Source organism: Oscillibacter sp. UBA6647, assembly GCA_002455655.1.
In the GTDB taxonomy this organism is placed as follows: domain Bacteria; phylum Bacillota; class Clostridia; order Oscillospirales; family Oscillospiraceae; genus Oscillibacter.
The window spans coordinates 1-11,905 of sequence record DKLF01000099.1 but is presented as its reverse complement, the minus strand read 5'-3'; the positions used below and the strand labels follow the sequence as shown (position 1 = coordinate 11,905).

The following is an 11,905-nucleotide window of genomic DNA, read 5'->3' as shown; positions in this document are numbered from 1 at the left end:
GGCCCGTGGCTTCCAGCTTTAAAACCGCCACGTCGTTTCCGCTGTCCCCGCCCACATAGAGGGCCTCATAGGTCCTGCCGGAGGCCAGCGTCACACTGCAATCGTGGCTTCCCGCCACCACATGATAATTGGTGAGTACATACCCATCCTCCCGGAAAATCATGCCGGTTCCCACCGAAGCGCCCCGGTCCAACTGGGCAATCACCGTTACTACCGCCGGGTTCACCCTGCGGTAAATCTCCTGAATGGTCAGCGCGCCGCCCTTGGCGGCGGCCAACTCCATCACCGCGCCCTGGCCGTATGGATAGGTCTCAACGGAAACCTCCTCCTGATCCCAGTCTTCGTTTTGCAGGTATTCCTCCCCCGAAGAAGAGGGATTGAAGTAAAAAAAGCCGCCGTTCAAAAAGAACGCGCCCACAGCCAGACCTCCCGCAACGGCAAGGCAGACCAGAAAAATCCACAGCCCACGTTTTCCCCGGCCCCGTCTTTGAGAAACCGCCGGGGCCGAAACCGGTCCAACCACAGGGATGATATTCACTGAGGCAGATGGCTCCGCCCGGCCCGGCAGCCGCCGGGGCTGGACATAAACCTCCACCACCTCCCGGGGACAGGGCAGGGGCGGATAGTATTCCACCACCTCCCGGGGGTCAGCCCCGCTCCCATCCGGCACGGGGGCCTGCCCGTCGAGGGGCTCAATTTTTAAATACTGGTCGTTCATCTGCGCCTCGTTATTCCGCGGTCAGGGAGAACGAAAACTCGGTGACGCCGTTCTCGCTGGTCACATTGATTTTTTCCCGGTGCTGCTCCAAAATGGTTTTGACAATATAAAGTCCCAGCCCCACGCCGGTCTTATCCTCGCTGCGGGATTTGTCGCTCTTGTGGAACCGCTCGAACAAAAGCGGCAGCTCCTCGGGCGGAATGGTGTCTCCCTCGTTGCGCACGACGACACGGGCCTTGCCGTCCCGCCGGGCAACGCCCAGATACAGCACGGAGCCGGGCGTTGCGAATTTCGCCGCGTTTTCCAACAGGTTGTAAATCACTTGGGTAATCATGTCGTTGTCCCCCAGAACCAAAATCGGCTCCTCCGGGATGTCCGCGTCCACATCCAGCCCACGGTCGGTAATTTTCTTTTCCATGGAAATCAGCACCCGGCGCATACTTTCGCAAAGGTCAAAGTGGGCCCCGCTTTTCATGGGGTCGATGGCCTGGAGCTGGCTCACGTCCAGCATCCGCCGGACCATGCGGCTCAGACGGCGGCTCTCCTCCGCGATAATTTGCAGGTATTGCTTTTCGCTTTCATAGGGGATGGTCCCGTCCAGAATGCCGTCGGTATACCCAGCGATGGTGGTCATGGGAGTTTTCAGCTCGTGAGAGATATTGGCGACAAACTCTCTGCGCTTGCGCTCTGTTTGCAGCAGCGTCTCGGCCATGTTGTTAAAGGAAACCGCCAGTTCGCCGATTTCATCGTTTCGTTCCGTGTCCCGCATGCGGATGTCAAACTCCCCGTCGGCAAACCGCCGGGTGGCGGCCACCATCTCCCGGATGGGCCGGACCTGCCGCATGGCCGTGACAGAGGAAGCCATAAACGCCACCATCAGCACCACGCAGGAGGTCATGACAAACAGGCCGATAAAGCCCTGCCACATTTTGTCCAGCGCAGAGTGAAGCACGGACACGGCAAACACCACGCCCACCTGTTTTCCCGCCGCGTCTGCCACCGGAATCCCCACCAGAAGGTGCTTTTCCGTGTACACACCATTCAGATTGGAGCGCCCGGAGCTGGTGCCCTGCGTCAGGGTCTTGTCCATCAGCTTCTGAGGGATGGTGACAGACAGCCCGTCCAGCCCCGGGTCAGTGGAAAGCAGGGCCCGGCCCTGCGTGTCGCAGACGAGAAAATTCAAGTCGGATATGGACGCGGCAAAGCCCGCCAGCGTCAAAAGCTCCGTTTCGCTTGAAAAGCCGCCGCTGCTCAGATAGCCGGCTGACAGGCGGGCCACCACGTCCGCCCGGGTTTCCATATCGTTGATCCGCTGCTGGCGGAGGAAGTTATAGCCCAGCGCAGAGTAGGATGCCCCCAGCAGCGCCAGCGTCAGAAGGACGGTACCCATGGTCAAAAGCATCTGCCGCCAATACAGCCCCGGAAAGCGCTCGCCCAACCGTTTCATGCCTTATCCGTCTGCTTTGCCGCGCCCATAACCTCGAACTTATAGCCCACGCCCCACACGGTTTTCAGCGCCCACTGGTCGGACACGTCCTCCACCTTTTCCCGCAGGCGCTTGATATGCACGTCCACGGTCCGGCTGTCTCCGAAATAGTCGAAGCCCCACACCTCGTCCAGCAATTGGTTGCGGGTATACACCCGGTTGGGCGTGGCGGCCAGATGGTACAAAAGCTCCAGCTCCTTGGGGGGCGTGTCCACCTTTTTGCCGTCCACAATCAGCTCGTAGGAATCCAGATTCACCACCAGCTTGTCAAAGGTCAGCTTTTTCGACGTGTCATTGGGAATCTCCGTCCGGCGGAGAACCGCGTTGATTCGCGCCAGAAGCTCTTTCATCTCAAAGGGCTTGACAATATAGTCGTCCGCCCCCATCTCCAAGCCCTGAATGCGGTCAAACACCTCGCTCTTGGCGGTCAGCATAATGATGGGAACCTTGCTGGTCTCCCGGATTTTCGCGCACACGGCCCAGCCGTCCATCACCGGCAGCATAATATCCAGCAGAATCAGATCGGGCGCCTGCTTCTGGAATTCCTCCACCGCCCTGCCGCCGTCTGCGGCGATGCGGACGTCAAAGCCCTCCTTCACAAGATACATGTGGATCAGGTCGGAGATGTTGTGATCGTCCTCAACAACCAGAATGTTTCGCGCCATAGTCCTGCCTCCGTACTTTTTTAAAATGGGGGTGTCTCCCCCGCTCTATGTTGTCCATTATATACGCTTTGGTTCTCAGATGTTGAATTTTTTGTAAAACACATGCTTAAAAGGCTGTTTCCGTCATGGCGGGCAGTCGGTCCCCCTCCTCCGCGGCGGAGGCAAGAAACACCCGCAGAGCCCCGGCAGTCACGTCGCTCCCCAGCCACACCGACACCGGACCCCGCCGTTTGCCAATTTGATTCAAGAGCGTGTTCGCCGCGCCGGAGGAGCCAAGTCCGTATTGCGCACGGTCGATGCCGGGACTCAGCGGACAGTAACCCGCCGCCCGGAGCGCGGCTGCGTCCCCTGCCGTCCCATAGACCAGCCGGGTTTTTATCCCCGCCTCGGCGAACAATGTCCGGTTCATGGTGGCCAACCGCTCCGCCGCGCCCCCTCCGAATCCGGGGATCAGGCCCACGGCACTGCCGGAGGCCGCGATGCGCCGAAGCTGATCTCCGCTGCGGGAAAGGGCCTCCTCCGTAAAATAAAATGCAGCGTGAACACCCCGACTCTCCAGCGCGTCCAGCCACGCGGTCACGGCCTCCCCTTCCTCCGCCAGAAAGCAGAGATAAATCGACTTTCCGGAAGAAGCGGGGTCCTCGACCTCGGGGTCTCCCGTCTCCCCCGGGCTGACGTCCGCCGGGTCGGCAGTGTTTTTCTTTTGATACTGCTGGTATTTCGCGCCCAACTGGTAGGACGCGGTATCCGTAAACATGCTGTCTGGCAGAACTGCGGCGGCGCTTTTCACGCGGATCAGGTATCCATGGTTGACCGGCGTATTGCTGTATGCGCGGTCGAAATAGGACGCCACGGGCGAAGCCGCCACAAAAGTCACTCCGCCCCGGGTCACACACACATGATCATACAGCTCCCCCTGTCCGGTGGTGCCGGAGCCGGTAGAAACGTCGAACACCAAAGACCGGCTGGAGTCGTACAGTACCAGCGTCTGAGTGACAACATTATAGGAATAGTTCACGCCGGATTCCCGAAACACCGTGGCGGCCACGTACAGATATCCGCCGAACCAGAAGGGCATGGTGGAATCCTTCAAATCCAGAACCCGCTCGTCCACGGCGGTAAAATAGACCGAGTCCTCCGCCGAAACAGGGGGGCAGAGGGTTCCCATCAGAACCAGCGCCAGCACTGCGGCGGCAAATCTCCTTTTCACGCGGCGATCCCCCTCCCTTTCCATCTTCTCACGGCGGTTTTTCTCTATTTTAGCACGCTTTCGGCGGTTTTGTAAAGCATTCCCGCGCTAAGAGACACAGGCCCTTCCCCGCAAATCCAACCTTGCGCTTTGCGCCGGAAGGCAGTATAATGAGGCATGACAGCCGCCCCCGGTTTTTTCCATTGCCACGGGTCGGCGTTTAGATTTGACGGTCCTCCCGCCCAGCGGGCGGAGACCGATAAGGAGTTCACCATACCCATGGTTAAAAAACGCCGTCGCCGCCGTATTTCCCCGCTTCAGCGCCGCCTGTTGGGGCTTGTGGTCATTCTGTCCGTTTTTGTGGGGCTGACCCTGACCTACAAGGCCATCGTCCGCCCGCCCCAACTGGAGGATGAGAACGGCGCTGGTCTTCCCGCCTCGTCTCAGGCCCTCTCCTCCGCGGAGCTGGCTTTGCAGGACGCCGACCAACTGGCTCTGGCGGCAAAGGCCGCCCATTCGGCCCGAAAGCCCGATTTTTACACGATTCTGGTCTCCGGCGTGGACGACGGAAACGGCGGCAGCGACACCAACATTCTGGTGGCGGTGGACGCTGGAGCCGGTCGAATTTACGGCGTAAACATCCCCCGGGATACCAAAAGCCGCATCAACGGCAAGAACTATAAATTCAACGCCGCCTACAACATCGGCGGCATGGAGCAGGCGGCGGAAACCCTATCCTGTCAGTTGGGAATTCCGGTGGACTACACCGTGGAGGTCAGCCTGAAGGCCTTTTCCGCGCTGGTGGACGCCATCGGCGGCGTGGATTTCAACATTCCCGTGGACATGGACTATGACGACCCGATTCAAAACCTGTCCATTCACTTCTCCGCCGGGACGCGTCACTTAACCGGCGCGGAGGCGCTGAAGGTGGTCCGTTTTCGCCACAACAATGACGGCACCGGCTACGGCAGCGAAGACATTGGCCGGATGAAAACCCAGCAGGATTTTTTAAAAACCGTGGCGAAGCAGACCCTGCGGCCTGCCAACCTGACGAAAGTTTCCCAGTTTGCAAAGATTTTTCAGCAGTACGTGAAGACCGACCTGGAATTGGGCGAGCTTGCCTGGCTGGGGCAGGAGGCCTTTTCCATGGGCGCGGACAACGTGGATTTTTCCACCCTGCCCGGGGAGTGGCATTCCCCTTATATTTATCTGAAAGCCGACGAGGTGCTGCTCATTGTCAACGAATATCTTAACCCCTATGTGGAGGACCGGGTGTTGGCGGATCTGAACATTTTGTCCTGAGCGCGGCTGCGCGATGAAAGAAGAAGAGGAGGCCCTATGATATATCTGAAGCTGCGCCTGCCGGGGCTGCTGCTGGCGCTTATTCTGGCAGTTGGCCTGTGCGTTCCCGCAGCGGCGGCTGAAAATTCGGCGGATAACTTTGTCCGCGCGAAAACCTATGCCGGCGAATTTTCCGACGTAACTCCCGACTCGGTTTTCTACGGCAACGTAGCCGCCCTGTACGAATACGGTCTGTCGGTTGGCAAGAGCGACGGCTCTTTCGGCTCGAAGGACGGCATGACCGTTGGGCAGATTGTAATTTTTGCGGGCCGCATCCGCAGCCTGTACGCCACGGGGGATGCCGAATCCGGCGCCGCCGCCTTCCGAACTGAGGGCCAGTCGGCCTATGAGCCGTATCTCGCCTATCTTCAAAGCGTGGGCGTGCTTGCCTCGGAGCTGGACGGGCTTTATAAAGGCCCTGCCACCCGGGCTCAGACAGCTCATGTGCTGGCGGCGGCTCTCCCGGCGGAGGCGCTTCCCGCCATCAACGACGAGCTGGTGACAAGAGCGTATGCCTCCCGTCAGTTTATCACGGACGTGACGGAGTATACGCCCTATTACAACGATATTCTGACGCTTTACAAAGCCGGCGTGTCCGCCGGGTCCGACAGCGCGGGAACCTTCGGCCCTGAAAATGCGGTGACGCGCGGGGCGGCGGCGGCCATGCTGACCCGGATCGTGGACCCCGCTTTGCGCCTGACGCCCGCGTGGACCGTTCTGGAGGTCCCGGAGGCTCCGGATTACAGCGTAGCGGGCACCTCTTGGGGAGATTTGGTCACCTCGAGCGCCACCTATTTCCCCGCACCCTCCACGCAGGAGCAGATTGCCTCCAGCGTGGCCTACATGCTCTCTCAGGAGACGAACGTACTGGAGCTGAATTACGGCACATACATTACCTCCGCACAGGCGGGCGACATGATGAACAAAGCGCTGGCCGTCGTCAAATCTTACTGCGAGCAAATGTACAACTCTGTGGAGTGCACCTACGAAACAATGACCGGACGGGTAACGCTGACCTTTTCCGCCGTGGCGGCGGGGGCAAACCTTCCCGCCTACCGGGACTACACCCTTCAAGCCGCCATCGCCCTGCACGACCGGCTGTGGGCCGAAGGCGCGATCACGGCGAACATGACCCAGATGGAAAAAGCCAGTGTTTACTTCAAGTGGATTTGTGACAACTGCGTTTATGACACTGCCGCCGGGCCCGACTCCCTTTCTCACATCGGTTATACCCTCTTTCGCCACGGAACGGCTGTGTGTGACGGATACTCCGGGGCCTACAACCTTCTTTTAAAGCTGGAGGGAATCGACTGCTACGCCCTGTCCAACCCCGACCACATCTGGACGGTGGCCACTTTGGACGGCACGTCCTATCACATTGATACCACATGGGGCGACAGCACAAACGGCGTAGATTACCGCTATTTCGCCATGACCGAGGCCCAGTCCCGCAGCTTCCATCCATGGTAAATACATAAACCAGCCGCGCCGGAGAATGCTCACCGGCGCGGCTGATTTTTTAAAGGCCCGGTTTCTCAGGCTCTTTTCGGTTTTTTAAAATGGATCGGTTTTCCTCAAAGAGGCCGCCTTCCCTCTTCCAGTTTTCGTAGCTGGCGCAAAAATTCCTCCGGCAGCGGACAGGTAAGCTCCACCGGCTGCCCCGTCCGGGGATGAAGAAATCGAAGTCCCGCCGCGTGGAGACACTGGCCCTGCAATCCCGGGACGGGCTTTTTCGCGCCGTACACCGTGTCTCCCAGAATGGGGTGGCCCAAATGCGCCATGTGGACGCGAATCTGGTGGGTGCGCCCCGTCTCTAAATGACAGCGCACATGGGTGAAGCCGGGATAGCGTGCGATGACCTCCCAATGGGTCACGGCCCGGCGGCCCCCCTGCACCACCGCCTGCTTTTTCCGGTCAGCGGGAGAGCGGCCAAGAGGCGCGTCCACCGTGCCGGAATCCTCCCTGAGATTTCCCACCACGATACACTCGTAGATCCGGGCCAGCGTATGGTCCTGAAGCTGGGCGGAAAGCCGCCCGTGGGCAAAATCGTTTTTCGCGGCGATGATGAGACCCGAGGTGTCCTTGTCGATGCGGTGGACAATGCCGGGGCGCAGCACCCCGCCCACGCCAGAGAGGGAGTCGCCGCACCGGTTCAGCAGGGCGTTCACCAGCGTGCCGCCGGGATGGCCCGGGGCGGGGTGGACCACCAGCCCCCGGGGCTTGTTCACAACAATCACGTCCCCGTCCTCATACACCACGTCCAGCGGAATATCCTCCGGTAAGGCTTCGGACGCCTCCGGCGGAGGCAGTTCCACCGTCACCGTCTCCCCGCCGGCAAGGCGCAGGCTTTTGGCAGGTTTTTTTCCGTCCACCAGCACTTTGCCCTCCCCGATCAGCCGCGCGGCGGCAGAACGGGTCAGTCCGGGCCCCCGGGCGGTCAAGAACGCATCCAGTCGCAACCCGTCCTCAGGACTTGCTATCAGCGTCAGCGTTTCCATCTGCGTTTTCCTTCCCATCGTACATCTCATAAAACCACAGGTAGTATACCGCCCCCAGAATGGCCCCGGACACGATGCAGATGTCCGCCACGTTGAACACGGGGTAGCGCATAAACTGGAAGTTGAACATATCCACCACATACCCCAGCCGCGCCCGGTCAAGAATATTGCCAAGCCCCCCGGAGATAATCAGCGTGGCGGCTGCCAGCCCCAGCGAATGGCGCACCAGTTTTTTCGCCACGGCAAAGATGACGGCCAACACAATGGCCCCTGTCAGCGCCAGCAGCAGCCACCGCATCCCGGAAAAGCTGGACCAGGCCGCGCCGTAATTATGAATCCGCAGCAGCTCCAGAAAGCCGGGAAACAGCGGCGCGGACGCGCCCAGCTCCAGATGGACCGTCACCCAATATTTGACCCACTGGTCCACAGCCAAAAGCCCTGCGCCGGCGATAAGATAGAGCATAAAGACCTCCCTGCGCGGTATGCGCCGATTCTCTGAAAGATTTATGCCCTATCCTACCTCATTTTTGGAAAAAAAGCAACTTCCCCATGGGCGCGTTTTTTCCGTGTGCGGGTCACCGCCCCCCGGGGAAATCCGGCTTGTGCTTTTTTTTGTTTTGTGATAAGCTAACGTGGATAAATTATCGACATTTTCAGGTTTTGGAGGATTTACCCTTGGAACGCAAAAACGTGACCATTGCCCCAGAGGAGATTGCGCGCCAGCGGGGCTTTACGGAATTGATTCATACCATGCTCTTATCGCGGGAAAGCCGTCCCGCCGCCTGCGTTGACACCTTCGGCTGCCAGCAGAACGTGGCCGACGGGGAAAAGCTGATGGGTATGCTGAAGGAGATGGGCTTTTCCCTCACCGACGAGCCGAAGGAGGCCGACGTGGTGATTCTCAACACCTGCGCCATCCGGGAGCACGCGGAGCAGCGGGTGTTCGGCAACCTCGGCGCCCTGACCCATACGAAGAAGGCCAACCCCCACCAGATTATCTGCCTGTGCGGCTGCATGGCGCAGGAAGAGCGGGTGGGCAAGCGGGTGAAGGAATCCTACCGCCATGTGGATTTGGTATTCGGGCCTCACGCGCTGTGGAAATTCCCGGAGCTTTTGTGGCAGGTATACGAGTCCCACGGGCGGGTGTTCGCCGTGGAGGACGAAGTCGGCAGCATTGCCGAGGGGCTTCCCACCCTACGCCAAGAGGGAGCCAAGGCCTGGGTTTCCATTATGTACGGGTGCAACAACTTCTGTTCATACTGCATCGTGCCCTACGTCCGGGGCCGGGAGCGCAGCCGGAGCCAAGATGCGGTATTGGCAGAGGTGCGGGAGCTAGTGGAGGCCGGATACAAGGAGATTACCCTTCTGGGTCAAAACGTAAATTCCTACGGAAACGACCTTGGCGGCGGATACGACTTTGCAGACCTGCTCTCCGACATCGACCAGATTCCCGGAGACTATCTTATCCGCTTCATGTCCAGCCATCCCAAGGACGCGACCCACAAGCTATTTGACGTCATGGCCCGGTGTTCCCACGTTGCAAAGCAGCTTCACCTTCCCTTCCAGTCCGGCAATAACCGGGTTTTGAAGGAGATGAACCGGCGGTACACTCGGGAGCAGTATCTGGAAGAAATCAACTATGCCAAGGCGAAAATGCCCAATCTGGTGCTCACCAGCGACGTGATTATCGGCTTTCCCGGGGAGACGGAGGCAGAGGCCATGGAAACCGTGTCTCTGGTGGAGGACGTGGGCTTTGACGCCCTGTTCACCTTTATTTACAGTCCCCGCCCCGGCACGAAAGCGGCGGAGCTGCCCGACCCGGTGCCCCGCAGCGAAAAGCAGAAGTGGTTTGACCGGCTGCTGGAGGTGCAAAACGCCAAGTCTGCCGCAGCCCACGCTGCCTATGTGGGGAAAATCGAGCGCGTTTTGGTGGACGGGGAGAGCGAAGACGCCGATTGGCCCCTTTCCTCCCGTACGGAGGGGAACCGTCTGGTGCGCGTCAAAGGAGACAAATCCCTGATTGGGACCTTTGCGGACGTAAAAATTACCGACAGCAATACCTGGGCACTGTACGGAGAGGCAGTCACAGTCTGAATTTCCTCGGCAGCTTTTGCCGCGGGTTCTTGAAAGGAGCGAATCTCATGAAGATTACAACCTTGCTTGAAAACACCTCCTGCCGCGCCGACGTGGTTCACGCCCACGGACTGAGCCAGTATGTGGAGACGAAAACCCACAAAATCCTCTTTGATATGGGTCCCGGTCCCGCCGTACTGGACAACGCCCGCGCTCTGGGGGTGGATTTGGCTTTAGTGGACACCGCCGTGCTCTCCCACGCCCACGATGACCATTCCGGGGGCCTTGCACCGTTTCTTTCCGTCAACAAAACCGCGCGGGTTTATCTGAGCCGCGCGGCTGTGGGCGACTATTACGCAATGGGCAAAAACGGCGTTCCGGAGTTTATCGGGATGCCGGAGGAGGTCCGCCCCTTTGAAGACCGGCTGACGCTTACCGGGGACGCGCTGACAATTGACGACACGCTGCGGCTTTTTTCCGACATCAAAACCGCCGATTACCGTTCCCATGCCAACGATAAGCTTAAAGAGAAGCAAGGCGAGGACTACCCCATGGACGAGTTTCGCCACGAGCAGAACCTTCTGATCTGCGAGGACGGCAAGGCCGTTTTGCTTGCGGGCTGCTCTCACCGAGGCATTGTCAACATTCTGCGCCGGGCAGAGGAGCTTTTGGGCCGCTCGCCGGACGCGGTATTCGCCGGGTTCCATTTGTACAGTCCCGGCACCGGCGAAACAGAGCCGAGAGAGCTGGTGGAGTCCGTGGGCCGGGAGCTTTTGGCTCGGAAGCTTACCGTTTACTACACCGGCCACTGCACCGGACAGGACGCATTTACCATTTTAAAAGAGCTGCTGGGGGACCGGCTTCACTACATGACCGGCGGCACAACTGCGGAAATCTAACATAACCGGTTGCAAGCTGGGAAATCCGGCGTGCTGTCCGCGCTGCTCTGAAAATATGGCACGCTTTGCGTTAAAACAGAAATTCTTACATACATTGTCCCGCGTATAGACGGGACCTGCGGCTTTTAGCTTAGAAAGAGAATGAGGTGACCCATCCATGGCGGAATTGACCCCCATGATGAAGCAGTATCTGAAAATCAAGGAGCAAAACCCGGATTCCATCGTGTTTTTCCGTCTGGGGGACTTCTATGAGATGTTCGACAGCGACGCGCGCACCGCGTCGAAGGAGCTGAACCTGACCCTCACCAGCCGGGACAAGGACCCCAACAAGGCCCCGGAGGACCGGGTCCCCATGTGCGGTATCCCCTATCACTCCAGCGACGCATACATCGCCCGGCTGATTGCCAAGGGATACAAGGTGGCCATCTGCGAGCAGATGGAGGACCCCGCCACGGCCAAGGGTCTGGTGGAGCGGGATATCATCCGGGTGGTCACGCCGGGAACGGTGATTGACGCGGCATGTCTGGACGAGAAGGCGGGCAACTTCCTGTGCGGAATCTACCTCGACTCCAAACACGCCGGGGCGGCCTTTTGCGACATGTCCACGGGCGAAACCCACGTCACGTCCTTTTCAGGAAAAGACCGGGCGGAGCACATTGTCAACGAGCTTGGCCGCTTCTCCCCCGCCGAGGCGGTGGTGAACGACGGGGCCTTTGCCGAGGAGCATTTGACGGAGGCCCTGCGGGAGAAATTCAACTGCCGGGTGGAAAACGGCGGCGAGGGCCGCTTCCTCCCCGGGGAAGCGGAGAAAAACATCCGCGCCCAGTTCGGCGAAGATGGCTGGCAAAGCCTGCCCACGGACAATCCGGCGGCAGGCATGGCGCTGGGCGGGCTTTTAAAGTATCTCTACGAAACCCAGAAGACGGACCTGAGCCACATCAACCGCCTGGACTATTACGAGCAGGGCCGGTTTATGGAGCTGGATTTAAGCTCCCGCAGAAATCTGGAGCTGACCGAGACAATGCGGGGCAAGGAG

Annotated in this window: 10 protein-coding genes and 1 pseudogene; 5 read left to right on the top strand and 6 right to left on the bottom strand. The window is 59.4% G+C overall.

What is annotated here, in order from left to right:
* From B2W96_RS07595 to B2W96_RS07580, 4 genes are all read right to left on the bottom strand, one after another.
* The coding region (locus B2W96_RS07595; RefSeq protein WP_293009685.1) for a trypsin-like peptidase domain-containing protein at nucleotides 1–718 on the bottom strand (718 nt) is incomplete at its 3' end.
* A gap of 10 nt (nucleotides 719–728) precedes the next feature.
* Nucleotides 729–2,165: a sensor histidine kinase gene (locus B2W96_RS07590; RefSeq protein WP_293009684.1), complete on the bottom strand. Its 1,437-nt coding sequence runs from the start codon at nucleotides 2,163–2,165 to the stop codon at nucleotides 729–731.
* Nucleotides 2,162–2,869: a response regulator transcription factor gene (locus B2W96_RS07585; protein ID WP_293009683.1), complete on the bottom strand. Its 708-nt coding sequence runs from the start codon at nucleotides 2,867–2,869 to the stop codon at nucleotides 2,162–2,164. The genes B2W96_RS07590 and B2W96_RS07585 overlap by 4 nt, the downstream gene beginning before the upstream one ends.
* A 106-nt stretch (nucleotides 2,870–2,975) precedes the next feature.
* The gene (locus B2W96_RS07580; RefSeq protein ID WP_293009682.1) at nucleotides 2,976–4,079 is read right to left on the bottom strand and encodes a hypothetical protein; all 1,104 of its coding nucleotides are present in this window, start codon (nucleotides 4,077–4,079) and stop codon (nucleotides 2,976–2,978) included.
* Between the two features lie 258 nt (nucleotides 4,080–4,337).
* Here B2W96_RS07580 and B2W96_RS07575 point away from each other — a divergent pair, with 258 nt between their 5' ends.
* Both B2W96_RS07575 and B2W96_RS07570 read left to right on the top strand, forming a co-directional pair.
* The gene (locus tag B2W96_RS07575) at nucleotides 4,338–5,360 is read left to right on the top strand and encodes an LCP family protein (RefSeq protein WP_293009681.1); all 1,023 of its coding nucleotides are present in this window, start codon (nucleotides 4,338–4,340) and stop codon (nucleotides 5,358–5,360) included.
* 36 nt (nucleotides 5,361–5,396) lie between these two features.
* Nucleotides 5,397–6,869: an S-layer homology domain-containing protein gene (locus B2W96_RS07570; RefSeq protein WP_293009680.1), complete on the top strand. Its 1,473-nt coding sequence runs from the start codon at nucleotides 5,397–5,399 to the stop codon at nucleotides 6,867–6,869.
* 104 nt (nucleotides 6,870–6,973) lie between these two features.
* Here the strand turns inward: B2W96_RS07570 and B2W96_RS07565 are convergent, their stop codons facing one another.
* Together B2W96_RS07565 and lspA are read right to left on the bottom strand one after the other, a co-directional pair.
* Nucleotides 6,974–7,897 carry an RluA family pseudouridine synthase gene (locus tag B2W96_RS07565; RefSeq protein ID WP_293009679.1) on the bottom strand — a complete coding sequence of 308 codons (924 nt, stop codon included), beginning with the start codon at nucleotides 7,895–7,897 and terminating at the stop codon, nucleotides 6,974–6,976.
* Nucleotides 7,866–8,360 (bottom strand): signal peptidase II, encoded by a 495-nt coding sequence (gene lspA, locus B2W96_RS07560; RefSeq protein ID WP_293009678.1) that lies wholly within the window; start codon nucleotides 8,358–8,360, stop codon nucleotides 7,866–7,868. The genes B2W96_RS07565 and lspA overlap by 32 nt, the downstream gene beginning before the upstream one ends.
* A gap of 212 nt (nucleotides 8,361–8,572) precedes the next feature.
* Between lspA and miaB the strand changes: the two genes are divergently transcribed.
* From miaB to B2W96_RS07545, 3 genes and pseudogenes are all read left to right on the top strand, one after another.
* Complete coding sequence (miaB, locus tag B2W96_RS07555) at nucleotides 8,573–9,991, top strand: tRNA (N6-isopentenyl adenosine(37)-C2)-methylthiotransferase MiaB (protein ID WP_293009677.1); 1,419 nt, start codon at nucleotides 8,573–8,575, stop codon at nucleotides 9,989–9,991.
* A gap of 47 nt (nucleotides 9,992–10,038) precedes the next feature.
* A complete protein-coding gene (locus B2W96_RS07550) occupies nucleotides 10,039–10,869 on the top strand; it encodes an MBL fold metallo-hydrolase (RefSeq protein ID WP_293009676.1) in 831 nt (276 codons plus the stop codon).
* A gap of 157 nt (nucleotides 10,870–11,026) precedes the next feature.
* Nucleotides 11,027–11,905, top strand: a pseudogene (locus tag B2W96_RS07545) (DNA mismatch repair protein MutS); the annotation flags it as partial.

What these genes read in the sequence shown, in the direction of transcription:
- B2W96_RS07590 (WP_293009684.1), bottom strand. Translation starts at nt 2,165, where the DNA reads ATGAAACGGTTGGGCGAGCGCTTTCCGGGGCTGTATTGGCGGCAGATG.
- B2W96_RS07585 (WP_293009683.1), bottom strand. Translation starts at nt 2,869, where the DNA reads ATGGCGCGAAACATTCTGGTTGTTGAGGACGATCACAACATCTCCGAC.
- B2W96_RS07575 (WP_293009681.1), top strand. Translation starts at nt 4,338, where the DNA reads ATGGTTAAAAAACGCCGTCGCCGCCGTATTTCCCCGCTTCAGCGCCGC.
- B2W96_RS07570 (WP_293009680.1), top strand. Translation starts at nt 5,397, where the DNA reads ATGATATATCTGAAGCTGCGCCTGCCGGGGCTGCTGCTGGCGCTTATT.
- B2W96_RS07565 (WP_293009679.1), bottom strand. Translation starts at nt 7,897, where the DNA reads ATGGAAACGCTGACGCTGATAGCAAGTCCTGAGGACGGGTTGCGACTG.
- lspA (WP_293009678.1), bottom strand. Translation starts at nt 8,360, where the DNA reads ATGCTCTATCTTATCGCCGGCGCAGGGCTTTTGGCTGTGGACCAGTGG.
- B2W96_RS07550 (WP_293009676.1), top strand. Translation starts at nt 10,039, where the DNA reads ATGAAGATTACAACCTTGCTTGAAAACACCTCCTGCCGCGCCGACGTG.